Source organism: Rhizobium sp. 18055 (genome assembly GCF_902706285.1).
Taxonomy (GTDB): Bacteria; Pseudomonadota; Alphaproteobacteria; order Rhizobiales; family Rhizobiaceae; genus Rhizobium.
In genome coordinates this window covers 67841-91444 of the sequence record NZ_CACSKD010000001.1, presented here as the reverse complement: position 1 = coordinate 91444, position 23604 = coordinate 67841, and the positions used below count along the sequence as shown (strand labels likewise).

The following is a 23604-nucleotide window of genomic DNA, read 5'->3' as shown; positions in this document are numbered from 1 at the left end:
GGCCGCTTTACAACCAATTCCAAACAGTATCTGTTCATATTTGAACAGACAGGCAAGCCCGATGCGCCCTCCCCTCAACGAACGCAGGTCATCGCGTGGTTCAGCAAGGAAACGACGGCGGCCTGCGGGATATTTCAGATGAGGCCGTATTAGACGAAAGACCAATGCGACGATCAGGCATCAGCAACAGGCAAAATCGATGAGCAACCCGCCGCAGTTCACCTGGGACGATCTCCAGTTCTTCCTCGCGGTCGCACGCACCGGCCAGCTGTCCACGGCGGCGCGGCAGTTGCGCACCAGCCACGCGACCGTATCGCGACGCATCGACCGGCTGGAATTCGCGCTCAAGGTCAAGCTCTTCGAACGCAATCCGCGTGGCTACGTGATGACGGCAATGGGGGCGCGCTTCGTCGAGACGGCGGAGAAAATGGAGCAGGAGACCGAGCGCCTGCGCGCTGACCTTGCCGACGGATCGATGACCCAGCGCGGCGTCGTCCGCCTCAGTGCGCCTGAAGGTTTCTCCAACTTCTTCTTCGCGACTATCCTGGCGCAATTCTCCGCGCAGCATCCCCATCTTTCGCTCGAGCTGGTGACGATCCAGCAGATCATGTCGTTGTCGCGCAAGGAGGCTGATATCGCGGTGGTGCTCGACGAGCCGAAGGGTGGTCCGTATTTCGCGGAAAAACTCACCGACTATCACCTGCAGGTCTACGGCTCACGCGACTATCTCGCCAGCAGAGCGCCGATCACCTCGCGCGACGATCTGCTCCAACATCCATTCATCAGCTACATCGAGGAAATGATCTTCGCGCCCGGGCTCGATTATCTCGGTGACGTGCATCCACGCATCAAGCCGCAGTTTCAAAGCTCCAGCATCTTCGCGCAGCTGACGGCCACGCGAAATGGGCTCGGCCTCTGCGTGCTGCCCTATTTCATTGCCAGTCGCTACCCGGAACTTGAGAGGGTGTTGCCCGACGAGGTCGATCTGCAGCGGCATTACTGGATAAGCTGCCATCGCGACCTGCTGCAATCACCGCGCGTGCGTGCGGTGATGGACTTTCTGAGAGAGGCTGTTACCGGCAGCGAGGCTCGTTTCACGCCCCCTTGGATAAAGGGCAAACCGCACTGAGCCAACGGGCGTACTCCGATCCAGAGTGCCGCTGCCGCTGCTCGGTCCCCTCATGTGCATTCGGTGCCCCCGTGGGCAGCCCGCGCGTAGAGCCAGCATTATGGCCAAGCAGGCAGCCACCCGATACGAGTGCTGCGAAAGAAGACGGCCGATGAAATCGGCAGGCACAGCGCCATCGAGCGTCACCGACCGTTCGCTTCAGCAACCACGTCGAGCCCGATGTCGAGAATGGGCGCGCTGTGCGTCAGCCAGCCGATCGAGATGAGATCGACGCCGGTGGCTGCAATGCCGGCCACCGTTTCCAGGTTTACGCGGCCCGATGCCTCGGTGATCGCCCGCCCGGCAACGATTTCGACCGCGGCCCGCAATTGCTCGGGCGTCATATTGTCCAGCAACACCGCATCGACGCCTTCGTCCATCACGACACGCAGTTGATCGATGGTGTCGACCTCGACTTCGATCTTGACCATGTGGCCGACATTGGCCTTCGCGCGGCGGATCGCTTCCGCCACGCCGCCGGCAACGGCAATGTGGTTGTCCTTGATCAACACGGCGTCAGCGAGCGAGAAACGATGGTTCATCCCGCCGCCTGCGCGGACCGCATATTTCTCGATCGCCCGCAGGCCAGGCGTTGTCTTGCGGGTGCAGGCAATGCGCGCGCCGCATCCCTCGATTGCAGCCGCCATCGTGGCCGTCAATGTCGCGATTCCGGAGAGATGACTGATGAAGTTGAGCGCCGTGCGCTCGGCCGTCAGCAGCGCTTGCGACCGCCCTTCGATCGTCGCGATCACGGTGCCGGGCAGCACATGATCGCCGTCCTGCATGTGCCGCAGGATTGTGACGGCAGGATCGATCAGCTCGAATGCGAGCACCGCCAGGTCGAGGCCGGCGATCACGCCCGCCTGGCGGCTTGCCATCTGCAGGACCGTTCGGTGGTCGAAGGGGATGACCGCAGCCGAGGTGATATCGCCGGCGAGGCCCAGATCCTCGACCAGCGCGTTGCGCACCAGTGGCTCGATCATCACTCTTGGCAGGGGACAAAGCGTCATATCAGGCACTCCGCAAAGCTGGTTCTGAGGTGAGCAGGCGCGCGGTTTCGACCGCATCGGTCAACGTCATCCGTTGACGCTGGGCCTGTTTCGCGCGCTGTGGAAAATCGGTCCTGGCGTGCGCGCCACGGGTTTCCGCGCGCTGAATAGCAGAGACCGCCGTGAGCAAGGCGACCGTCGCCGGCTGGGCGGTCGATTGACTAGGGTCGATCAGCGGAAGCAAGGCCGAAAGCGCGGTCCGCAATCCCCTGCCGTCCCTCAGCACGCCAAGATGCGCAGAGACGATGGTTCGGACAGGGGCAATATTGGTCGCGGGCAGTTGTCTGGTCGAAAATATGGGCGGAGTGGGCCTGCAAACCGGGATCACTGCGCCCATGTCTTCTGCCGCGCGGATACCCATGACAGCCGCCTCCAACAGCGAGTTGCTGGCAAGCCGGTTGGCGCCATGCAGCCCGGTGGAGGTGACTTCCCCGGCAGCCCAGAGCCCCTCGACAGAGCTGCGCCCGTGGCGATCGACATCGATTCCGCCCATATGATAGTGGGCGGCGGGCATGACCGGAATCAGTTGCCGCGACGGATCGATGCCCGCCTCAAGGCAGAGCCGGTTGACGGTCGGAAAGCGCTGCCGGAATTTGGACCCAAGCGCATCGCGCGCATCCAGATGGACGGACCCGCCGCGCTTGATTTCAGCCGCGACAGCCCGGGCCACGATATCTCGAGGTGCAAGATCCGCTCCATGCACACCCGCCATGATCGGGTGCCCGCGATCATCGACGAGGACCGCCCCCTCGCCCCGCACAGCCTCGCTGACCAGCGCCAGCGGCCGGCGCGCCGTGCGCAGGGCCGTCGGATGGAACTGGACGAACTCCATGTCGCTGAGCACTCCGCCGGCGCGGGCCGCCAGGGCAATTCCATGACCGAAATTGCCGACCGGATTGGTCGTTGCCTCATAGAGACCACCAACACCGCCGGTGGCAAGCAGAAGCTGAGATGTCGGAATGACGACAACATCCTGATTTCTGGTGCAGACCACACCACTGATCGCACCGTCATATGTCTGAAGTTCGGAGACCCACACATGCTCCAGCACGGTTATCGACGGCGTCGAAAGCACGGCCTTGACCAGCGCCCTGGTGATCGCCGCGCCCGAGCCATCGCCCTCGGCGTGAAGAATGCGATGACGCGAGTGCGCAGCTTCCAATCCCAGGCACAATGCACCGTCGCGATTGCGATCAAAGACTACGCCGAAACGCTCAAGCGTCTCGACCACCCGGTCCGCAATGCCGACAATGCCCTCGACAACATCAGCGTCGCAAAGGCCGTCTCCGGCCGCAAGCGTATCGGCGGCATGAAGGCGCGCACTGTCATCCGGGCCGACAGCGGCCGCCATACCACCCTGCGCCAGGGCGCTGGAGGTGTGGGCACCCAGCGATCCACCGGTCAGCAATAGCACAGGGCGCGGCGCGAGCGTCAGGGCGGCAATCAGGCCGGCAACGCCACTGCCTGCGATCACCGGCAGGCCTGCATATTGGTTGAGTATCGCGCTCATATGGCCAGCATTCTTTCGACCGCGCGACGGGCGTCGACGGCAACGGTGGGATCGATCGTGACTTCGTGCTGGTTGTGCTCGAGCGCTGCCCGGATGTTTGATAGCGTGATGCGCTTCATATGCGGGCAGAGATTGCAGGGACGGATGAACTCGACATCGGGATTGTCGGCAGCGACGTTGTCGCTCATCGAACATTCGGTCAGGAGCACGACCCGGCCGGGCTTCTCGCTGGCGACATAGTCGGACATCCAGGCGGTCGAACCGGCGAAATCCGCCTCCGCCACCACGTCAGGCGGACATTCCGGGTGGGCGAGCACCCTGACGCCGGGATAGTTTTCCCTGAGCTGGCGAACATCATCGGCAGTGAAGAGCTCATGCACCTCGCAATGGCCATGCCAGGCGATGATCTCGACATCGGTCTGCCTGGCAATATTGCGGGCGAGGTACTCATCCGGGATCATCAGCACCTTGCGGGCGCCGAGCCCCTCGACGATCTGTTTCGCATTGCCCGAGGTGCAGCAGATGTCGGAAGCGGCCTTCACCGCCGCCGAGGTGTTGACGTAGGTGATGACGGGGACGCCGGGATGCGCCTCGCGCAGCAAAGCGATGTCTTCGGGTGTGATCGATTCGGCCAGTGAGCAGCCTGCCTCCATATCGGGGATCAGCACGGTCTTGCCGGGATTGAGGAGCTTGGCGGTCTCGGCCATGAAGTGGACGCCGGCCACCAGAATGACGTCTGCATCGACGTCCACCGCCCTGCGCGCCAGTGCCAGGCTGTCGCCGACGATATCTGCCACACAGTGAAAAATCTCGGGCGTCTGGTAGTTGTGCGCCAGGATGACGGCATTGCGCTTCTTCTTCAAGTCGAGAATTGCGGCGATGTCGTCCTCGAAGCCCATCCATTCGGCGGGCGGGATGAAGCGGCTGACGCGATGGTACAACGATGAAACCGAAGCGGATGCAGGCATGAACAAACCTCCCATATATACTCATGTTGAGTATATCATGATGGTCGATATATGCTCAATATGAGTTTATGTCAATTGCGGGAGATCGGCAGCCTTGAGCCCGACAGGGCACGCTCTTCCAGCACGGCACGGCGATAGCGGAAAATCTTCGCCGGACGACCCGGCGCATCGTCGGATGTCCCGCCTGTTTCCTCGATCAGATCCTGCTGCTCGATCATGCGCCGGAAGTTCTGCTTGTGCAGCGACAGACCGGCAAGCGCCTCAACCGCCTTCTGCAACTGCAGCAGCGTGAAATTCTCCGGCATGACCTCGAAAACCACAGGGCGATATTTGATCTTGGCACGCAAGCGCGCGATACCGGTCGCCAGAATGCGCCGGTGATCGGCAAACATCGGCCGCCCGAAATTCACCCTGCAAGCCTGAACTGCCTCGCTGACGAGGCCGGCTTGATACAGCAACTCGTAGCGCTGCAGCGCGAGATCCTCGTTCCAGGCATGATCGACGCCGAACAGAAAATCGACGCTGCGCCGTCGTTCGAACACATCGCGCCGGTCCGCCTCAACCCACGCGCCCAACTGCGCAACGACGTCATCAAGAACATCAGGACGGCCGTTGCGCATATCCTCCCATGGCAGATATTCATACCAGCCGTGCCAGCCAGGGCGCCCGCCCCCGAGCGCCGCCTGCTCCCGAACAAGGCCGAGATAACTGATCGAGATCGTCCGTCCGCCGAGAATGTCATTGTTGCGATCCCGATCGGCGAACGTATAGAGCTGCTCGAGATAGCCGACGGGATGGCCGGTCTGCTCCTGGATCCACTCGCGAAGGCCGCTCTGCAACGTGCGATGGCCAAGTTCGAACGGCCCTGATGGCAGCGCCTCGCCGCCCTTTACCGTCATGACCCTGGGTTGGCTATCGGTGACGGCTGCCAGAACAGCCATCAGTTCAGCATGAGCAAGTCCAATGGTCACAGTTCACAGGTTTCCTGTCGGTCGATGAGGATCGTTGTGCCATATCACAACCCGCGCGCCAACGGCGTTTAATCATTTGCCGCACGCGGCTTATGCGCGGGAATGCGGATGGCCGAGCGACACTTGATTGCCGTGAAGGAATTGGTGACAAGCTCATGCGAGCGGCTTTGGCGCTGGCACCCCGCGTGCTGTTTGGGTGGCGGCGAGCCATTGCTGCGTCCGCAATTCCGGGCTGGCGTTCAAGGTGATATCGGTCACGACGGCAGCGCTGCTGGCGCCGCTTGCAAAGACCCCGTCGAGACGGTCGAGGTTCAGTCCGCCGATGGCTACCAGCGGAAGCTTGCCGATCCGTTGCTTCCACTCCCGCAAGCGTTCCAACCCCTGCGGTGCCCATTTCATCTGCTTGAGGATGGTCGGATAGACCGGCCCGAGCGCGATGTAATCGGGCTCCGCCCCCAGAGCCGTCAAAAGTTCGGCTTCGTCATGGGTCGATAGACCGAGCTTGAGACCTGCGGATCGAATGGCACCAAGATCGGCGACGGCCAGATCCTCCTGGCCGAGATGCACGAAATCGCAACGCTCCTCGATCGCCAGCTGCCAATAGTCGTTGACGATCAGCTGGCATTGATGCGCAGCGCAGATCACCCTGGCCGCTCGGATCTCGGCGCGCAATGCGGGCACCGGTCTTTCCTTGATGCGCAGTTGCACCAGCTTTACGCCCAGCGGCACCAGCCGGGCAATCCAGTCGGTGCTGTCGACGATGAGGTAGAAAGGATCGAGTTTCATGCAAACACCGCCCTTCCGATAACCGGCGTCGAGGGCACAGCCATGTCGCGCGGCTCCATCATGCCGGCGCCGAAAGCCTGCCGGCCCGCATCGATGGCCTTGGCAAAGGCTGCTGCCATGGCGACGGGATCAGCGGCACCTGCCACGGCAGTGTTCAGCAGCACCGCATCGAAACCGAGTTCCATGACGGCTGTCGCATGCGACGGCCGGCCGATACCGGCATCGACGATCAGCGGCGCGTCGGGGAAATGGGCGCGCATGGCCCGTAGCGCCATCGGATTGAGCGGCCCAGCAGCGCTGCCGATCGGCGCGCACCACGGCATCAAAACCTTGCAACCGGCCTCCAGCAATCGCTCGGCCACGACGAGGTCGTCGGTGGTGTAGGGAAAGACGTCGAAACCCTCGCCGACAAGGATGCGTGCCGCCTCGACCAGGCCGAACACATCCGGCTGCAGCGTGTCGTGATTGCCGATCACTTCGAGCTTGATCCAGTTGGTGGCAAACACCTCGCGGGCCATCTTGGCCGTCAAAACGGCTTCCGAGACGCCGTGGCAGCCGGCGGTGTTGGGCAGGACGCGAACGCCGAGTGCCCGGATCATCTCGAAGAATGCGCCACCGCTGCGGCCGCCTGCCATCTCGCGGCGGAGCGACACGGTCACGATGTCCGTTGCCGATTGCCTGACGGCCTCGGCCAGGATTGCCGGTGACGGATAGCGGGCGGTGCCGAGCAGCAGCGATGAGGTCACGTCGATTCCATAGAAGGTCGGCATCGTTCAGCCTCCCTGCATCGGCGACAGGATCTCGATCCTGTCGTTGTCGTTCAGCGCATGGCCGGACCGGTCTTCGCGGTGGACCAGTTCGCCGTTGACCGCGGTCGCGAGCCAGTCGCCCTCGTACTCCATCAGGCCCAGCAACTCCGACAGGCTCATGGCGGTGGTCTCCTGTGGCTCGCCATTGACGATCAGTTTCATCCTGCACTCCTTCCAGCAGCATTTCGATTGAAGACGAGGTCCGCCGCTTCCCCGGCCATGGCCGGCGCCAGCAGAAAGCCGTGGCGGTAGAGGCCGTTGAGGGCGATCAGGTTTCCGTGCCGGGCGACCCTTGGGAAATTATCCGGGAAGGCCGGGCGGATGCCGGCGCCGGTCTCGACCACGGTGGCATCGGCAAAGGCCGGATGCAGCGCGTAGGCGGCATTCAGCAGCTCCATCAGCGAGCGGGCGGCAATGGGCCCGTCGAATGCGGTCTCGATCATCGTCGCACCGATCATGAACAGCCCATGGCCACGAGGGACGATGTAGACGGGAAAGCGCGGGTGCAGCAGCCGGACCGGCCTTGCGAGGTCGATCTCATCGGTTCGCAGATAGAGCATTTCGCCGCGTACGCCGCGCAGCTGGTCGGTCTCGCCAATACGCGCCGCACCGGTGCAATCGACGACGGCGTCGAAGTCTTGCTCGTCCGGGGCCGTGTCCACGAATTCCACGCCCTCGGTCGCCAGCTTGTCGCGCAGCAGGGTCAGCACCCGGCGGGGATCGAGATGGGCTTCGCGGGGGAAGAACAGGGCCTGCCGGAAGCGCCCGGCAAGGGCGGGCTCCAGCCTGGCGATATCAGGCTCCTCCAGCCACTGGTGCGCGGTGGTGCGGCTGGCGAAGCGCCTGAGCTCGGCGTGGTCGCGGGGCGGCGCGACGACCAGCGTGCCGCGCTTGTGCACCTCTCCAGGCAGTATCGCATCCCAGCGTTCCGGCGCGTCCTCACCTTTCATGAGCACGGCTTCATCGGCGCTTTCGCGCTCGCACCACGGCGCCAGCATGCCGCCGGCAAGCCATGAGGCTGCACGGCCGGATGCAGGATGCGGATCGACGACCGTCACATCGGTACCGCAGGTGCTGAGTTCATGGGCGACGGTGAGGCCGGCAACGCCGGCCCCTTTGACAAGGACATGCATCTCAGTCGGCCGATTGCTTGGCAGCATCGACCGCCATGTAGAGATCACCACCTGCACGATACTTCGCCGCCATCGCATCCAGCCCCTCCTTCTGCGCTTCGGCGCGGATATCGTGGGAGATCCGCATGGAACAGAACTTCGGGCCGCACATCGAGCAGAAGTGAGCGACCTTGTGAGCCTCCTTCGGCAGCGTCTCGTCGTGGAAGCTGCGGGCGGTCTCCGGGTCCAGCGAGAGGTTGAACTGGTCCTCCCAGCGGAATTCGAAGCGGGCGCGCGACAGCGCGTCGTCGCGCAGCTGGGCGGCCGGATGACCCTTGGCGAGATCGGCGGCGTGGGCGGCGATCTTGTAAGTGATCACGCCGGTCTTGACGTCGTTACGATCCGGCAGGCCGAGATGCTCCTTCGGCGTGACGTAGCAGAGCATCGCCGTGCCGAACCAGCCGATCATCGCTGCACCGATGCCCGAGGTGATGTGGTCGTAGCCGGGGGCGATATCGGTCGTCAGCGGCCCGAGCGTGTAGAACGGCGCCTCGCCGCAGACGGCCAGCTGCTTGTCCATGTTTTCCTTGATCTTGTGCATCGGCACATGGCCGGGGCCCTCGATCATCACCTGGCAGTCCTTCGCCCAGGCGATCTTGGTCAACTCGCCAAGGGTTTCCAGTTCGGCAAACTGGGCAGCGTCGTTGGCATCGGCGATCGAGCCGGGGCGCAGGCCGTCGCCGAGCGAGAAGGAGACATCATAGGCCCGGCAGATATCGCAGATCTCTTCGAAGTGTTCGTAGAGGAAGCTTTCGCGGTGATGATGCAGACACCACTTGGCCATGATCGAGCCGCCGCGCGACACGATGCCGGTCATCCGGTTGACGGTCAGCGGGATATAGTGAAGCCGCACGCCGGCGTGGATGGTGAAATAATCGACGCCCTGTTCGGCCTGCTCGATCAGCGTGTCGCGGTAGACCTCCCAGGTCAGGTTCTCGGCAATGCCCTCGACCTTCTCCAGCGCCTGGTAGAGCGGCACGGTACCAATCGGCAGCGGCGAGTTGCGGATGATCCATTCGCGGATGTTGTGGATGTTGCGGCCGGTGGAGAGATCCATTACCGTATCGGCACCCCAGCGGGCCGCCCAGACCATCTTCTCGACCTCTTCGGCCATCGACGAGGTGACGGCGGAATTGCCGATATTGGCGTTGATCTTCACCAGAAAATTCCGGCCGATGATCATCGGCTCGGCTTCAGGGTGGTTGATGTTGGCGGGGATGATGGCGCGGCCGGCGGCCACTTCCTGGCGGACGAATTCCGGCGTGACGTGATCGGGGATATGGGCGCCAAAGCTTTCGCCGTCACGGACCCTGGCTTCGATCTGCGCCTTGCGGCCAAGGTTTTCGCGGATGGCGATGAATTCCATCTCCGCCGTGACGATGCCGGCGCGGGCATAGGCAAGCTGGGTGACGGCTTTGCCGGGTTTGGCGCGCAGCGGCTGGCGTTTGCCGGGAAATTCGGGTGTCAGCCGTTCGCCGCTGGCAAAGCCGTTATCCTCAGGCCGCACATGGCGACCGTCATAGGCTTCGACATCGCCGCGGGCGAGCGTCCAGTCGCGGCGAAGCGATGGAAGGCCCTGCTCGATCAGGATGTCGGCGCCGTCGATGGTGTAGCGGCCGGAGGAATCATAGACCACGACCGGCGGTTCGCCGGAGGTCGGGTGCAGGCTGATTTCGCGCATCGGCACGCGGATATCGGGGTGGATGTCACCGGGGATGTAGATCTTGCGGGAGGCCGGCAGCGGGCCGGTGGTGACTGTCGGTGTGAGGCTCTTTGCGGCAATCGTCATGGTTGAGGCTCCAAGTTTGCGTTTGGAGACCCAGTCATCAGCCGGAAGGATGAAAAGACGCCGGCACGGATTCCACGCGTGGATCCGCAACCTGCCGAGCGCTTGCACCGTCCCTACGCCAGTATGAACTGGATCAGGTTCATAGGGTCACTGCGCGCGATAGCAGTATCTCAGCCCCTTGCCGGGACTCCCCTGGTGAATGCGAAAAGGGTAGAGCGTCGCCGCGGCAGTTGTCAAGCCATCCCGAAATTGTGGATTGTTCTAGCCGTTTAGTCATCAATAACAGCATGTTATAGATATAAGTTAATGCTTCTTCTCGAGGCGAGCTGCACCAGCGACATCCCTGCCTGCAGCACTACTTCAGCTGCAGCTCCGTTGGCACTTGGTAGACATTGTGGATTTGCTCGATCGGTATACGCGCTGCCTGAGCGCCGAAAGAAAAATCCGCTGAAACGAGCCAGGTGAAACCGATGAGGTCTATATTGCCGACGTTTTGGGCAGCCTGCTCATGCACGCGCCTGCAATGCAGGCATCGTTCAATTCCCGCAAAACGCGTGTCACGTCGAAGTCACAACATCTGCGGCAGCGCCCGTGATTAATTGTTCGGGTTAGCCTCGACAGTCAGTTGGTTCAGTAGCAGGTCCGTATGCCCGTTAGCGTCAGACGAATTGGTTCTGCGGAGGCCGTCCGCAGCGGAAGCATCATTATCCAGGCTTATGCCGAACCTCCGTGGGAGGAGCGCTGGAGCATCGAAAACGCCACGGCGCGGTTAGAGGAACTGACCGGCACCCCTGGTTATGTCGGATTTGCCGCCGTGGATGGAGAGGCGTTGATCGGGTTCGTTTTCGCCTTGCCGCATACCACCGCACACGGCAGCGGCCTGCACATCTCCGAGATTGCCATCCTGCCGCAATATCAGCGCATGGGAATCGGATCGGCCCTGCTGTTGCAGGTCGAGCAGGAAGCGTTGAAGAACAACAATCGCCAGATCTGGCTGGTTTCAAGACGTGTCGGTGGCGTTGCCGACTACTATAGCGCGAACGGCTATCATCAGTCCGAAACGCTCAGGGTTTACATCAAGCGCCTGCACGGCGAAATCGCGCCGCAGCACAGCTGATTTCCCGAAATCAATCGGGCGACTTTCGTCAGTGGGTTTTCCTGCTCGCAATCGTCGCGCTGAGATAAGGCCCCGCGATTTCCGTGTTCGGGGAATCGAGGATTTCGCGGTTGACCGCCTGGATCGCAAGCTCAAGCCAATGCATGGCGCCAACCAGTTCCACATCTTCGGCCGCGCATCTGGCATATGTGATCAAGCGTGCAAGTGCCGCCAGCTCCTTCATATCATCCACAGACCGCGCATTGCGCCCGCTGCCGTCTTCATCTCTTTCAGACATCGCGCTCATATGTATTCTCCCCAACTGAAAACAACATATGGGACCAACCCGCTATACGCCCGTGAATAAAGCGTGAAACAACTTAAGAGTGCGCCGGGCCAATGCGCTTTGGCCAGCAGTCGCTACATCTGAAATGTCTCATTGAAGTGCCAAGACCGCTCATGTTCAGGGCGATGACCGCCGGCGGCTTGGAGCACCTCGATCAGAGACAGTGCATCGACACGCTTCTGGTCGATGGCGCCGGCTCGCAAAAGTGCCACAAGCTCCGCTTTTTGCGCACTGCCAAACGCCGCGCAGTTATCGACCACCGACCGCCATGTTCGATCCTTGAAAAAGATATGGTTGGCTGACGTTTCGATCAGGATACGGGCGTCATGCGCAAGCCGGTTGGTTTGTTCAAGCCCGTCCAAAGTCGCGCGGACGTTGACCAGTGCCAGCGTCAGGCTCCTGTATCCAAGTTCGGCCGGTGCATGCAGCAGCGCAACATCGGCATCATCGACAATGATGCCGCTATCGTAGTCATGGAAGATCCGCCCGACCCCGATCATGCCGAATGCCTTGCATTCGGCCGCGCGCAAAGCTCCCATGCTTGCCGCGCCATAGACGGCAACATCTTGTGACAGCGCGAACAGGATTTCCTTGTGACGAACCGGGGCCGTGTACTCAAACCCACCATCGACGATGCCGATCGCGGTCGCGCCACGTCTCACCGCCGCCGCGACATCGCCCTGAACTGCGGGACCGGCGATCTGGATATTCTGGCCCTCAACCAAAAGCCGGGCGTCCGGCAGGCTTGGCCCGACGAACAGGATCTTCATGACATCAGCGCCTTGGAGATTGCACGGCTGCCATAGCGGCGCGCGCGTTGACCGTCGGGGCTCTCGAGGGCTGGTATGAAAACCTTGACGACGCTGAAAGGCAGAATCGGATCGCTCAGTGGCAGGGCAGCAACCAGATCGATGCCGACATTGCGCAAACGATCGAGCGTGTGCGCCAAAAGCAGCGGCAACGACAGCGGCTCCTGAGATAGCGATGGCGCCGGCGGCAGCGGAATAGCGGCAAACGCCTGCCGGGTCTGCGCTGGCAGCGGCGTCTGGAAGGTCTGCGGCGTGATATCGTCCCTGGCGCCACTGATATAGGTCAACCGCGACTGAATGGCCTCGGTCACCGCACGTATCGCGGCCCGCACTGGAGAAGGATGCGCGCCACTCCCGCCGGTGACTTCCACGAAGCGTACATCCGGATCGGACAGGACGTTCGACGGGGCCAGCAACGCGGTGAAACATGGAATGGCAATATCGCTGGTGATGTCGAACAGACGAAGAGCGAGACCGGCCGTGTCGATCTTCGCAACCAGATCGTCGATCGCAGGGTCGCCGTATCCCCTTGGGTCCACGCAGCGAGAATGCCTGGTCATATCACGTCCAATTTGCCACAGGACATGCGCGTCGCGCTCGATACGCTCAAGCACGCCATGCAGTGTCGCTTCCTCAATGCTGTTTCCGGAAGCGAGCCCGTCCGAGGACATCCAGAATCGGGCATCGCGCGTTTGGTCGAGACAGGCAGCCTCTATTGGGACATAGACGGGGGTGTCGGACAGCAGTTCCCTGGCACGGGCCCATTCGATCTGTTCGTCCAGGCCGATATCAGCCTTGTGCAGACCAATCAGGGAGTTCAACAGGGCCACGCGATGCCCCGTAGCCTGCAGCGTCCCTGCAGTGCCAGAGATAATGTCTACGCAGGGCCGTGCAGCGACGGCCCGCTCCAATGCCTCCATCACCGCCGAGACCTTGGCGTCTTCGTCGCCGAGACCCTTGCCTTGCGCGACGACGATTGAGTGGGCATTCGGCGCATAGGCACACCAGACCGGTATGCCTATACGATCAAGCCCCGTGTGCCGCGCAACACGTGTCACGCCGAAATCGGGCAATAGCGGCATGACGCGGGACAGCGTTTCGGACGCGGAGATGATCCGGTCCGAATAGCTGGCGCCTTCAGGAAGGAACGTCAGAATGAGACTTCAGCCGACAACGTGCCCGGCGAAGACCTCTTTGGCTGAGGATACCGCAATGGCGAAATCCACGTCTTTGACAAACGCCCCGCCAAACTTCCGCAGGCCCGCTGCCTGAGCCAAATCGCCCGTGATTGCGTCTAGGCGATTGACTGTGCCCGCCTTCATATCGGCAATCCAGAGATCAGTCTCTCCGGCAACACCAAAAACCACTACATCTGCCATGTCGATTCCCCCAATCTGTTCTCAAAAACCGGCCCGTAACAGGCCCTCACGATAGAGATCTTTCTGCCATTGTTCCTTGAAGGGAACAACAGCCAACCACTTTTCCAAGTCGAAGACCGGGTTCAGTGCATTGGCGCGCTGCCGGAACACTTGCGCCCGTTTTCGATCACCCGCCATGGCGCACGCGGCAGCAGCGATCCGATGGGCCGGCGCCTTGTCCTTCATGGCATCGACATAGCCGATGGCCCGGTCATATTGTTCAAGAAAGAAGCTCGCCCCAGCCGCGCACCAGAGATAGGCATCAGGCGAAATCGGATTAAGCGACATCGCCTTCTCTATCTTTGCCAGCGCGTCCCCCGGACGCGAGGCATGCACCAGCGTGTCGGCGTGGCTGTAGATGACATCGGCAAAATGCGGGCTCAGATCCTCCGCGAGACTGAGCGCCGCGACGCTCTCATCCACGTCGCCAAGATAGAGCTTTGTTACACCCAGTTCTCGATGACCCCCCGCCGATCCGCCGTCCCGTTCGATCGCCTTCATCGCATTAATTTCGGCCGCGCGCAGCAGTTCCGGATCGCCCTGCGCCGTCACAAGCCACTCGCTGGTGTATGTTCGCGACAGCCCGGTGAAGGCTGGCGCAAAGTCATGGTTGTGGCGCAGCGCTTCCTTGAACGCCGATCGCGCTCTGCGGATATGAGGCAAAGTCAGCTTGCCCATCAAACTCGCTCCCACCAGATACGCGTGGTAGGCTTGCGGATCGGCCTCCATGTTCAAACGGGACGCTTCGTTCTTCGCCAATTCCTGCGCGACGGAAAACGTCAGACGCTGCGCGATCATACGCCGCTGCAGAGGCAGGGTCTCCTGCGTCATCGGAAAGCGACTTGCCCAGAGGATTTCATCCGTCGGGAAATAGACCAGTTGTGCGTAAAGCCCCTCGCCCGACAGTTTGGTATCAAGGAGATAAGCAATCGAATGACGGGCCACGACCGTCGATTTATCGGCGTCGCGGCGAATTTGCTCGGCAGTGTGCGGCGCAACCACGGAAATGTTTCTCAGCGCGCAGAGTTCTATCGTTACATCTTCGACGAGCGCGCGCGCAAGCGGCAGTCCAGGCGCATTGCCCTCGGCCGTCGGCGGCAACAGAACCAGCCGGGGGGGCGGTGCGGCGCGCGTCAGATCAATTGGGACTTCCGCGGCTGGGACAAAGTCCGCACGAGCCGACGCCGGATAAAGTGTGAGCGGTGTGGGTCTTTCTCCGCCTTCGCTAAGACCGGCTCCACCCGGAAATTTGCGGAGCATGGTACGCACAGGCTCATCGTCAGGGTCCTTCTCAAGAAGGAAAAGACCGGCACCCGACAGCAGGCGAAAATCGTCCGCGCCCTCGGCAACCGGCACAGCCTGCAAAAGCGCCTCTCGCAAAATCAGCCTGTGATCCACGCTCTGACGTGTGATCCATTCCTCTATCGGCTTTGTGGTTGCGCGCGCGCCAGCCAGGAAGCCACGTTGCAGAAGCACACTGATTGCCTCCAGCCGTATCATCGGAGCACCAGATGACGTCAGAACCTGCAGGTCAGTCTCCACCACCGCAGTCACCAGCCGAATAGCCGTCGAGGTGATCTCCAAAGGCGGCGCGATTTGGTCGCCATCCAAGGCGCGAATGCGCGATATCAGCTTGCGCAGGTTTAGGCCCGCCAGCTCTGCATCCGCATCAGCCCATAGAAACGACGCCAACTCGTGGCGGCTGAGCACATGATCTTTAAGCGTATAGAGATAGGCCATCATCTGAAGACCCTTGGCCGGATAGCGAACGGCATCGCCGTTTGCATCGGTCAATTGCAGATCGCCGAATGTCTGCAGATGATACACCGGTCTATGCTCCTTCGATTTGCGCCTGGTCCAGGCCATCGCGCTCAATCACAACGATACCAGAGGAGCCAAGACTTCGCGTCAGGGCAAGCAACTTTTGGCGAACATTGGGGTCTTCTATCGCGATGAAGGCCTTGCCGAGCGCCAGGCCCTCTTTCGATGCCATGAAAACCGCCACGGCGTCCGTTTCCGGCCGCAGACTGTCGTCACCGGCAGCCGTCACGCCATTGTCGAAGAAGAAGCCGACCTGGACACCGAAAATCTCGGCCATTCGCAGAAGCCTGCTGGCCCCGATGCGGTTGATGCCCTTTTCGTATTTTTGTATCTGCTGAAATGTTATGCCAAGGGCTTCTGCCAGGCTGGCTTGGCTCATGCCCAGCATCTTGCGCCGGAGCCTTACCCGCTCCCCGACATAGCCATCGATCGCGTTCGTAGATTTCGCCTTCATGGCGTCCCCCGCCTGCAATATTAGGAATTCACAGTGCATAATGATGACGCCGAGAAGAAATGCAACTAAAAGTAAAGCGCAAAACAAAATTCTTGGCGTTTTGGTCTTTGGCGTTGAGCAAACGGTGGATAACCCGACTGCTATCCGCGGAAATCGCAACTATTCCATGAGGAGTAACGCGCGAGATAAACCACTTTAAATAGTGTCACGGCGATTTCACGCAAACAATGCGTCCTCCTCACTATACTATGGCGAGCAGATTGGGGCATGCGTGTGGCCGCGGTCGCGTTTGCGGTCGTTGCCGGTGAGCAATCAGACGCGAGACGTTGCTACAGCGCAGCATATTCGGGGATAAAACACATGCAAGTGCCTGAGATAGAAATTAGTCACGCCGACCGCTTGTCGGCATGCCGGCAGCAGATCGAAGAAGCAGTTCACAAGATGATTTTCGGCGAGCAGCATGTCGAGTTTTCGCCAGCTGAGATTGCCATGGCGATCGCCGACGTTGCAGACGATTATATTTTGACGATTTCAAAGAAGAACCGCGCAACGCACTGAGACGAATGCGTTTGAAGGGGCCGGCGGCGGAACTGCCGAGAATTACACCAGGATTGGCATCTGTCGCTGATGCCTCCGCCGTCATCCGCTGCAAAACGCCCCTCGGTTATCCACAATGCCCGCATGCAACCTCAGGGCGGCACTGCTATTTGGCGGCGTATTTGTCTTCGCAAGCCTTGCCCGCCACATTATTTTCGTAAATATGGATTTGATAAATAACTCTGGGATGCCTGCGACGGCCTTGCCCAAAGTCATGCTTCGACGATGGCGGCCGTCGGCATCGACGCAAATCACGCGCACGGAAAAAACCAGTCTTGAATCTTTCTTTCAAAGTTGCCGCCAGCGGCATGAGCCCCTTTCTCAAAGTGTTCGGCAGCCTGTGCTGGCTGCTGGCCGCGTCCCCGTTGCTGGTGGAGAGCGACACCTATCGCTACGCATCGGCATTGCTCGCCTTTATCGCCCTGTTCTACTATCTGAAGGAGCCGGCGCGACCGCGGACCAACTGGCTGGGTTGGCTTTGCATCGGATGGGGCAGCTATGTGCTCCTTCGTTTTGCGTTCATCTATTTCACCACCTCACAGCATGACCTTGGCGGATCTGACTGGCTCTACGCCTTCCCGCTGTTCTTCCCGATTCTCGGCGTCGCCTTCGCGCTCTATGAAAGCGAGATGGAGAAGATCATCGCCGTCTTCTTTGCGACAGCATTGATGATGCTCGCGGTGACCATTTCGCTTGATGCGGGCGAGATCGCCAGCGGCGTCGCCGTTCGACCGTTGATCATGCACAACCAGATCCATGGCGCCGTCGCCTGCGGCTTGATCGCCATTGCCGCGACGTTCTGGCTGCTCCACTATATAAAGCAGCAGGACAGCAGCAGGCAGTTCGCCCGTTTTGCCTATGTCGTAGCGCCATTGGTTTTGCTTCTCTGTCTGATCGCGATCTATGGCGCGAAGTCAAAAGGTGTGTGGCTGGCGATGGTGATTACCCTTCCCATTCTGGGATTGATCACCCTGCGGTACATCAAGCTGCGTGCCGGGGCGCTGGCTATCGGCTGCGCGGGTATTTTGCTGGTGGCGGGAATATACCTCGTCCGTGACAACCTCGCCCAAACCGCGGGCCCCACATTGCAAGCCGCAGTTTCGATGGTTCACGGCGTTTTCGGCGGCAATCAGGTCGGCCACACGGTGGCGCAGACAATCGGATCTGGAGCCACGCCGGTAGCCATGGACGAGCGACTGCAGTTGTGGTCAAACGGTTGGGAGGTTTTTTCGTCCGCGCCCATCTTCGGATGGGGGAATGAGTGGCTGGACCGCTGGCATGAGGCACGCTATACGGGCGTCCCCTACACCTTGCTTCACAACGGCTATCTCGAAATTCTTGTCCGTTTCGGCCTATTCGGCGCCTTCGTCATGGCAATCATTCTTGCCAGCCTGATTTTCTCGGTCTGCAAGGCGTATCGTCAAGGCGTTATCCCTCGCGCGGCAATGCACACCTATCTCGTCTGCATTTTCTTCTTTGCGCTGACCTTGCTCAGCAATTCCAACAATCGGCTGGCGCTTGGCGAGAGCTTGTCGCTGGTGAGTTCGGCGTTTGCATGCTGGTGCAATATGCGGCTCACCAGAGCCGGCACTCGATTGAATGCGCACGCACCGTTGACCGTCAACGCTGGCTCGTAAAGGGAAGATCGACCGACAGGGCAGAACCGGGGCGCCCGGCAGTTTTCTGCTGGCCTGCTCGAAAAGCGGATGCGGCCCGTCGCTTATTTGAGCGCGGCGTCGCCCTTGCCCTTGCCCATCACGGAGCCGACAATCATCCACACATCGTGCCAGAGGCTTGCAGTTCTGACATACTCAGCGTCAGCCTTCGCAAGTTTTTCCGGTGTCGACATGTCGATGCCGGCGATTTGTGCAAGGCCGGTTATCCCTGGCCGAACGGCGAACACACCCCTGGCTCGTCGGGCGGCGATGACTTCAGCCTGTGTTGTCAGGCAAGGCCGCGGCCCCACCAGGCTCATATCGCCGGTCAACACATTCCACAACTGCGGCAGTTCATCGAGCTTATAGGCGCGCAGCGTCTTGCCGATGGGCGTTATCCAGGCTTCTGCGGCATCATGTGATCCGACATTTGGCGTTCCGGCGGCCATCGATCGAAATTTGATGCAGGTGAACGGCACCTCGTTCATGCCAACCCTCTTCTGCAGGAAGAAGGCGCCACCAGGCGATGACCGCCTGATCATGATGGTCAGCACGAGCAATACCGGAGACAGGACAACAAGGCCGCCAAATGCCGCGCACAAATCGAAGAGCCTTTTGATCAACTGGTTCACCTTGCCTGCCATTTCATTGTCCCGAGGCGAGCTTTGCGCCCAACGTACGGGATAGTCCCTCGCGCATTTCAAACGGAGGTGTCCATCCAAGCCGCGCCTTGTTTTCCGATATATCGACTTCGAGCGAGCGCGTAAGGCGATATACCAGATCCTGTTTACCGACCAGACGGGCTGCCGCTTCCAGCAGAACCGGTGGAAACGGCAACAGGCGCATAGGCGCTCCGATGGCCGCCGCGATGAGCCGCAGCAGTTCCGGCGTCGATGGGCTCTGTCCATCGCCTGCGATGAACGTACCGCCGGCAGCGTCAGGATGAATGGCTGTCGTGACGATGAGGTCGGTCAGGTTCTCGAGATAGACCATCGATCGCCGGTTGCGGATGGAGCCAAACGGCAATGGCAAACCACGGCGGACAAGCCCCACAAGTGCATCAAAGCTGCCGCGCATGCCGGGGCCGTAAACCAGTGGCGGGCGGATAACAACCACGTCCATGTCGCTATCGCGGGACCATGCGTGCAACCGCTGCTCGGCCTCGAGCTTCGTGGTACCGTAGTCCGTCTGCGGATCGGGTGTATCCGCGGCGGCAAACGGCCTGCCCGGTGATGTCGCTTCGCCATTTGCCTTGATGGAACTGACGAGAACAAATCGTCGGACACCGGCGGCTGCGGCCTGTCTCGCGAGGTTCATCGTGCCGTCAACATTGACCTTTCGATAGGCTTCAAGAACGGCAGGCGATCCCTCGACAACGTTCTGGTTGACCGCGGCGAGGTGGACGACGACATCGATCCCATCAAGGGCAGCCGACCAATCGGTGTTCGCATCTATGTCGCCGACGGCACACAGGTTATCTCCAGCGCGTCTGCTCGCCGCCCGGAACGGAAGGTCATGTTGCTGCAGCGTCTGCTGCAGGCCGCTGCCGACAAAGCCGTTTGCTCCCGTGATCAGGAACATTTTGAGCTCCGCAGATACGCTGCATCGCATTCGTCGGCGCTTACCACGACACCTCCTGCCGTAGCGAGACAAGATCAACGACGCGCTCCAGCGGACTGTAGCCTGGCACCAGCTCGCCCAATGCCTCCTTCAAACGCCTGGCGTCGCCATCCCTCGCCATCTCGGAAAGCGCACCCAGCTTCGAAGACAATTCCGGCCACGCCAAGAACTGCTCCCGCGCCCGTCTGATCTTTGGGTGGTCGGTCGTTTCTGGATTGTCGTTCAGCAGAAGCTCTTCATAGAGCTTCTCGCCGGGTCTGAGGCCGGTGGTGACGATACTGATATCACCAACCGGATTTTGCTCGTCCTGAACTGTCATGCCAGACAGCTCGACCATACGGCGTGCGAGGTCGATGATCTTGACCGGCTCACCCATGTCGAGAAGGTAGACATCGCCGCCGGTCGCCATGGCACCGGCCTGGATCACCAGCTGGGCGGCCTCGGGTACGGTCATGAAGAAGCGCGTGATCTCGGTATGGGTCAGCGTAATCGGGCCGCCCCGGCGGATCTGCTGGCGAAAGAGCGGAACGACCGAACCTGATGACCCCAGGACGTTTCCGAACCGAACCATGGAAAACGTGGTGCCGGGGTGCTGTTCGGCAAGCGCCTGCAAGATCATTTCCGCAAGCCGCTTGGTCGCGCCCATCACGTTCGTTGGCCTGACGGCCTTGTCGGTGCTGACCAGAATCATCCGGTCAACCTTGGCGGCCAAGGCTGCGTTCGAGACGACAAGCGTTCCGAAGACGTTGGTCTTCACGCCCTCGGCTGGGTTCTGCTCGACCAACGGAACGTGTTTGTAGGCCGCCGCGTGATAGATGGTGGCGGGCTTCCACGTCTCGACAATGGTGTTGATGCGCTGCTCGTCGCAGACGTCGGCCAGCAGCGGAACGATCGGAAATGGTGGCTCGCCATCATCACCGGCCAGTTCACTCTGCAGCGAGTAGATGCCAAACTCGTTCTGGTCGAGCAACAGCAGGGCCTTTGGCTGCAGCTTGGCAATTTCCCGACACAACTGGCTGCCGATCGACCCTGCCGCCCCGGTCACGAGAACGATCCGGTCGCGGACATTCTGCTCAAGCAGGTCCAGATTTGGCCGAACAGCGACACGGCCGAGAAGATCCTCGACATCGAGCTCCTGCAGATCGGTCAACTGGGCTTGCCCCGTCGCCAATGCACCGATGTCCGGTACCGTGCGCACGGCAACGCGTGCCGCACGCAGGCGCTCGAGGATCTCGTTGCGGCGGCTCCGGTCAATCTGTGGGAGAGCAAGAAGAACCGTGCGGATCTCCAGGTCTTTGCAAATCTGCTCGATGCGATCCGGGCTGTAGATCTTCACGCCGTTGAGGGACATGCCTTTCAGGCCGGCGTCATCATCGAGGAAGCCGACGACCTTAAACTCTGCGGAGTGGCCGAGAGCGCTGACCAGTTGCCGCCCCTGCGAACCGGCGCCATAGACCAGCGTGCGGATCTGAGCGCCTTCGCCAAGGATTTCGCTGTAGGCATCGTAGAGGAAATACCGGGCAACAAAGCGCGAGAGACCGACGGCCAGCAGAAGCAGCATTGGCTGCAGGATACCGACCGTCCGGGGAATGGTCGGTACGCTGATGATGGTGAAGATCACCATGTAGACCAGACCGTAGATCACCACGCATTTGATGACCGTGGAAAACGCGGCCCAGCCCATGAAGCGAAAAATCGCCCGATAAAGCCCGAACGTGATGAACAGCGGCAACGCGATCAACAGCGAAACCGGAATTGTCAGGAACTGGACCCCCGACAGGGCATACCAATCATTGAACCGGAAGCAAAAGGCAAACCACACCGTCAAAATGCACAGGCAAGCATCGAACAGCAGAGCGATGAGCCGCTTGGCGGGCCGCGGCAGCGCAAGAACTTGCCCAACATATCGTTCAAACATAGAGCGCACTCGCGTTCAATTCATCACCCAGGCAGACAGCAACGGCGGTTGCAAACCATGTGTTTTCGAGAACCCGGTCCGATACTCGATGCACCGAAGTGTGAAACGATGAACACGATCTCATGTCAATGAATACTTTACCCGTCGGACAAGCTCTACGACACGAAAGATGTGAGTAGGAATTCGCTTGTAGCCGCGCAGCTTGATCGATCTGTAGCGCGCGCGATCGGCGATCTGGCTGTCAAGCGCCCTGACGGAGAGATTGAGGACATTATCCTTGACCGTATAAACCCTGACCTTCGTCGCCCAGGCTCTTTCAAGCGCGATGTCGAAGGGAAATCTGATCTCCCTCAGCGCAATGAGAAGTTGTTCCGCTCCCTGACGGGTAACGAGATAGCAGGCCGCCGATCCCTGAGGACCAAATGCACACTTGCCAATCAGGTCGCCGGCAGTCGTCTGCGCTGTCTTGCGAAACATCACTGCGCGGTGGTTCAACAGCTTTGTGACGTCGGCATACGGCGCGGTTTCGTGGATCGCCTTCACACGGTCAAAGAGATCCCCTGCCAACTCCACGTCATCTTCCATGATGACGGCGCATTGGGCGTCGCTCGCTAGAAAGGTCTGCAGCGCTTTGAGATGCGCGAGATAGCAACCATGCTCCTGGGGAAGCATCGGGCGGCCATTGCCGCGGACAAAGGCCTTCTTGTTGTAGTTCAGTTGCTCCAACGGGCCGATCTTTTGTGCATCGACGCCGGCTACCCGTTCGACAACAAGACCCAGGCGATTGGCCTGATCGCGTATATGGTGCCATCGGTCGATCGAACGATCCAGATTGATGACGTAGGATACGATTTTCAAGCCGGCCACCACGGCGGTCCCTGCGAGGCCGCCGGGCAGGACGTCTTGCCTTGGCCCGTCAGCATCAGGTTGTGAATCTCGCATGGCGAACTCCAGAGATTGTAAAATCAGATGGCTCGTAAACCGCGCGATAGACCGGCGCAAACCGAGAAGAGAACGCTGCACCGATTAGTATGTCTCCGAGGTACACGCAAGGATTAACACCACGAGCGGGTTCTCGCCGGATCGGACAGGCACTGTTCAGACGGCTGTCTCTCGAAATGGCCTATCCCTTTCGCGCGCGCCGCTTCAGCACATCGCGAATCGAAAAGCTCGAATGGATTCGAGCCACTCCCGGCAACGTCGAGAGGATGTCCTTGTGTATCCGCTCAAAGTCCCGTGCGCTTTCGACCTCCACTTTCAGAATATAATCAGATCCGCCGGTCATCAAAAAACACTCCTGGATCTCCGGATGTTTGCGGATAGCAGCCTCGAACCTGTTCAGGTGCTCCTCCGTCTGCCGGTCCAGGGTGATGTTGACGATCACAGCCAGAGCATCGTCGCTATCCGACGTGCCGATCAATGCCGTGTAGCCTCTGATATGGCCGGTGTTTTCCAGCCTTGCGATCCGGCGCAGGCAGGCCGACGGTGAGAGGCCGACTTCGGTGGCCAGCGCAGTGTTGGCGATCCGGGCATTCAGCCTTAGCTGACGGACAATATTTCGGTCGATTGCATCGAGAGCCACGCGCAATAATCCTTCATTTGACGCTGGATTATTTCGTAAAAACGAACTCATTGCAATAATGGTGAG

The 23604-nt window shown here is 60.5% G+C and carries 24 protein-coding genes and 1 riboswitch; of the genes, 4 read left to right on the top strand and 20 right to left on the bottom strand.

Annotation, left to right across the window (positions count from 1 at the left end):
• Nucleotides 1-199 precede the first annotated feature (199 nt).
• Nucleotides 200-1129, top strand: a complete 930-nt coding sequence (locus GVL52_RS00440; protein WP_160003287.1) for a LysR family transcriptional regulator — start codon at nt 200-202, stop codon at nt 1127-1129.
• Nucleotides 1130-1311: 182 nt separating this feature from the next.
• Here the strand turns inward: GVL52_RS00440 and nadC are convergent, their stop codons facing one another.
• The 9 genes from nadC to thiC form a co-directional block, all read right to left on the bottom strand.
• The gene (nadC, locus tag GVL52_RS00435) at nt 1312-2178 is read right to left on the bottom strand and encodes a carboxylating nicotinate-nucleotide diphosphorylase (protein WP_160003286.1); all 867 of its coding nucleotides are present in this window, start codon (nt 2176-2178) and stop codon (nt 1312-1314) included.
• Between the two features lies 1 nt (nt 2179).
• Nucleotides 2180-3727, bottom strand: a complete 1548-nt coding sequence (locus GVL52_RS00430) for an L-aspartate oxidase (RefSeq protein WP_160003285.1) — start codon at nt 3725-3727, stop codon at nt 2180-2182.
• Entirely contained in the window at nt 3724-4695 is a 972-nt protein-coding gene (gene nadA / locus GVL52_RS00425; protein ID WP_160003284.1) for a quinolinate synthase NadA, read from the bottom strand. Before nadA ends, GVL52_RS00430 begins: the two co-directional genes overlap by 4 nt.
• 71 nt (nt 4696-4766) lie before the next feature.
• Entirely contained in the window at nt 4767-5666 is a 900-nt protein-coding gene (locus GVL52_RS00420; RefSeq protein ID WP_160003283.1) for a hypothetical protein, read from the bottom strand.
• Between the two features lie 153 nt (nt 5667-5819).
• A complete protein-coding gene (locus tag GVL52_RS00415; RefSeq protein ID WP_160003282.1) occupies nt 5820-6452 on the bottom strand; it encodes a thiamine phosphate synthase in 633 nt (210 codons plus the stop codon).
• A complete protein-coding gene (locus GVL52_RS00410) occupies nt 6449-7222 on the bottom strand; it encodes a thiazole synthase (protein WP_160003281.1) in 774 nt (257 codons plus the stop codon). The genes GVL52_RS00415 and GVL52_RS00410 overlap by 4 nt, the downstream gene beginning before the upstream one ends.
• A 3-nt stretch (nt 7223-7225) precedes the next feature.
• Nucleotides 7226-7423 (bottom strand): sulfur carrier protein ThiS, encoded by a 198-nt coding sequence (gene thiS, locus GVL52_RS00405; protein ID WP_160003280.1) that lies wholly within the window; start codon nt 7421-7423, stop codon nt 7226-7228.
• Nucleotides 7420-8394, bottom strand: coding sequence for a glycine oxidase ThiO (gene thiO / locus GVL52_RS00400; protein ID WP_160003279.1), 975 nt, complete (start codon nt 8392-8394; stop codon nt 7420-7422). The genes thiS and thiO overlap by 4 nt, the downstream gene beginning before the upstream one ends.
• 1 nt (nt 8395) lies before the next feature.
• The gene (thiC, locus tag GVL52_RS00395; protein ID WP_160003278.1) at nt 8396-10222 is read right to left on the bottom strand and encodes a phosphomethylpyrimidine synthase ThiC; all 1827 of its coding nucleotides are present in this window, start codon (nt 10220-10222) and stop codon (nt 8396-8398) included.
• Between the two features lie 92 nt (nt 10223-10314).
• Nucleotides 10315-10426, bottom strand: a riboswitch (TPP riboswitch).
• Between the two features lie 442 nt (nt 10427-10868).
• Between thiC and GVL52_RS00390 the strand changes: the two genes are divergently transcribed.
• Nucleotides 10869-11339 carry a GNAT family N-acetyltransferase gene (locus GVL52_RS00390; RefSeq protein WP_160003277.1) on the top strand — a complete coding sequence of 157 codons (471 nt, stop codon included), beginning with the start codon at nt 10869-10871 and terminating at the stop codon, nt 11337-11339.
• Nucleotides 11340-11367: 28 nt separating this feature from the next.
• On the opposite strand, the gene GVL52_RS00385 is transcribed toward GVL52_RS00390, so the two are convergent.
• The 6 genes from GVL52_RS00385 to GVL52_RS00360 form a co-directional block, all read right to left on the bottom strand.
• Nucleotides 11368-11625, bottom strand: coding sequence for a hypothetical protein (locus GVL52_RS00385; RefSeq protein ID WP_160003276.1), 258 nt, complete (start codon nt 11623-11625; stop codon nt 11368-11370).
• A 113-nt stretch (nt 11626-11738) separates the two neighbouring features.
• Entirely contained in the window at nt 11739-12434 is a 696-nt protein-coding gene (locus tag GVL52_RS00380) for a TfuA-like protein (protein WP_160003275.1), read from the bottom strand.
• Nucleotides 12431-13585 (bottom strand): YcaO-like family protein, encoded by a 1155-nt coding sequence (locus GVL52_RS00375; RefSeq protein WP_160003960.1) that lies wholly within the window; start codon nt 13583-13585, stop codon nt 12431-12433. Before GVL52_RS00375 ends, GVL52_RS00380 begins: the two co-directional genes overlap by 4 nt.
• Before the next feature lie 51 nt (nt 13586-13636).
• On the bottom strand, nt 13637-13852 hold the full coding sequence (locus tag GVL52_RS00370; protein ID WP_160003274.1) for a hypothetical protein: 216 nt from the start codon (nt 13850-13852) through the stop codon (nt 13637-13639).
• Between the two features lie 21 nt (nt 13853-13873).
• Complete coding sequence (locus tag GVL52_RS00365) at nt 13874-15718, bottom strand: peptide antibiotic resistance protein (protein ID WP_160003273.1); 1845 nt, start codon at nt 15716-15718, stop codon at nt 13874-13876.
• Between the two features lie 4 nt (nt 15719-15722).
• The gene (locus GVL52_RS00360; protein ID WP_160003959.1) at nt 15723-16166 is read right to left on the bottom strand and encodes a helix-turn-helix domain-containing protein; all 444 of its coding nucleotides are present in this window, start codon (nt 16164-16166) and stop codon (nt 15723-15725) included.
• Nucleotides 16167-16433: 267 nt separating this feature from the next.
• Between GVL52_RS00360 and GVL52_RS00355 the strand changes: the two genes are divergently transcribed.
• Both GVL52_RS00355 and GVL52_RS00350 read left to right on the top strand, forming a co-directional pair.
• Nucleotides 16434-16724, top strand: a complete 291-nt coding sequence (locus tag GVL52_RS00355) for a hypothetical protein (RefSeq protein WP_244619049.1) — start codon at nt 16434-16436, stop codon at nt 16722-16724.
• Nucleotides 16725-17038: 314 nt separating this feature from the next.
• Nucleotides 17039-18400 (top strand): O-antigen ligase, encoded by a 1362-nt coding sequence (locus GVL52_RS00350; RefSeq protein ID WP_244619048.1) that lies wholly within the window; start codon nt 17039-17041, stop codon nt 18398-18400.
• A gap of 83 nt (nt 18401-18483) precedes the next feature.
• Here the strand turns inward: GVL52_RS00350 and GVL52_RS00345 are convergent, their stop codons facing one another.
• The 5 genes from GVL52_RS00345 to GVL52_RS00325 form a co-directional block, all read right to left on the bottom strand.
• Complete coding sequence (locus GVL52_RS00345; protein WP_160003272.1) at nt 18484-19062, bottom strand: sugar transferase; 579 nt, start codon at nt 19060-19062, stop codon at nt 18484-18486.
• A gap of 1 nt (nt 19063) precedes the next feature.
• Entirely contained in the window at nt 19064-19999 is a 936-nt protein-coding gene (locus tag GVL52_RS00340) for an NAD-dependent epimerase/dehydratase family protein (protein WP_160003271.1), read from the bottom strand.
• Between the two features lie 40 nt (nt 20000-20039).
• Nucleotides 20040-21956: a nucleoside-diphosphate sugar epimerase/dehydratase gene (locus GVL52_RS00335; protein ID WP_160003270.1), complete on the bottom strand. Its 1917-nt coding sequence runs from the start codon at nt 21954-21956 to the stop codon at nt 20040-20042.
• Between the two features lie 120 nt (nt 21957-22076).
• Nucleotides 22077-22979, bottom strand: coding sequence for a glycosyltransferase family 25 protein (locus GVL52_RS00330; RefSeq protein ID WP_244619047.1), 903 nt, complete (start codon nt 22977-22979; stop codon nt 22077-22079).
• Nucleotides 22980-23079: 100 nt separating this feature from the next.
• Nucleotides 23080-23589, bottom strand: a complete 510-nt coding sequence (locus tag GVL52_RS00325; protein ID WP_160003955.1) for an Lrp/AsnC family transcriptional regulator — start codon at nt 23587-23589, stop codon at nt 23080-23082.
• Nucleotides 23590-23604: the final 15 nt, after the last annotated feature.

Excerpts from the sequence above, each read along its gene's own strand:
- GVL52_RS00440 (WP_160003287.1), top strand. The coding sequence starts at position 200 with ATGAGCAACCCGCCGCAGTTCACCTGGGACGATCTCCAGTTCTTCCTC.
- nadC (WP_160003286.1), bottom strand. The coding sequence starts at position 2,178 with ATGACGCTTTGTCCCCTGCCAAGAGTGATGATCGAGCCACTGGTGCGC.
- GVL52_RS00430 (WP_160003285.1), bottom strand. The coding sequence starts at position 3,727 with ATGAGCGCGATACTCAACCAATATGCAGGCCTGCCGGTGATCGCAGGC.
- nadA (WP_160003284.1), bottom strand. The coding sequence starts at position 4,695 with ATGCCTGCATCCGCTTCGGTTTCATCGTTGTACCATCGCGTCAGCCGC.
- GVL52_RS00415 (WP_160003282.1), bottom strand. The coding sequence starts at position 6,452 with ATGAAACTCGATCCTTTCTACCTCATCGTCGACAGCACCGACTGGATT.
- GVL52_RS00410 (WP_160003281.1), bottom strand. The coding sequence starts at position 7,222 with ATGCCGACCTTCTATGGAATCGACGTGACCTCATCGCTGCTGCTCGGC.
- thiS (WP_160003280.1), bottom strand. The coding sequence starts at position 7,423 with ATGAAACTGATCGTCAATGGCGAGCCACAGGAGACCACCGCCATGAGC.
- thiO (WP_160003279.1), bottom strand. The coding sequence starts at position 8,394 with ATGCATGTCCTTGTCAAAGGGGCCGGCGTTGCCGGCCTCACCGTCGCC.
- thiC (WP_160003278.1), bottom strand. The coding sequence starts at position 10,222 with ATGACGATTGCCGCAAAGAGCCTCACACCGACAGTCACCACCGGCCCG.
- GVL52_RS00390 (WP_160003277.1), top strand. The coding sequence starts at position 10,869 with ATGCCCGTTAGCGTCAGACGAATTGGTTCTGCGGAGGCCGTCCGCAGC.
- GVL52_RS00385 (WP_160003276.1), bottom strand. The coding sequence starts at position 11,625 with ATGAGCGCGATGTCTGAAAGAGATGAAGACGGCAGCGGGCGCAATGCG.
- GVL52_RS00380 (WP_160003275.1), bottom strand. The coding sequence starts at position 12,434 with ATGAAGATCCTGTTCGTCGGGCCAAGCCTGCCGGACGCCCGGCTTTTG.
- GVL52_RS00370 (WP_160003274.1), bottom strand. The coding sequence starts at position 13,852 with ATGGCAGATGTAGTGGTTTTTGGTGTTGCCGGAGAGACTGATCTCTGG.
- GVL52_RS00360 (WP_160003959.1), bottom strand. The coding sequence starts at position 16,166 with ATGAAGGCGAAATCTACGAACGCGATCGATGGCTATGTCGGGGAGCGG.
- GVL52_RS00355 (WP_244619049.1), top strand. The coding sequence starts at position 16,434 with ATGCGTGTGGCCGCGGTCGCGTTTGCGGTCGTTGCCGGTGAGCAATCA.
- GVL52_RS00345 (WP_160003272.1), bottom strand. The coding sequence starts at position 19,062 with ATGGCAGGCAAGGTGAACCAGTTGATCAAAAGGCTCTTCGATTTGTGC.
- GVL52_RS00340 (WP_160003271.1), bottom strand. The coding sequence starts at position 19,999 with ATGTTCCTGATCACGGGAGCAAACGGCTTTGTCGGCAGCGGCCTGCAG.
- GVL52_RS00335 (WP_160003270.1), bottom strand. The coding sequence starts at position 21,956 with ATGTTTGAACGATATGTTGGGCAAGTTCTTGCGCTGCCGCGGCCCGCC.
- GVL52_RS00325 (WP_160003955.1), bottom strand. The coding sequence starts at position 23,589 with ATGAGTTCGTTTTTACGAAATAATCCAGCGTCAAATGAAGGATTATTG.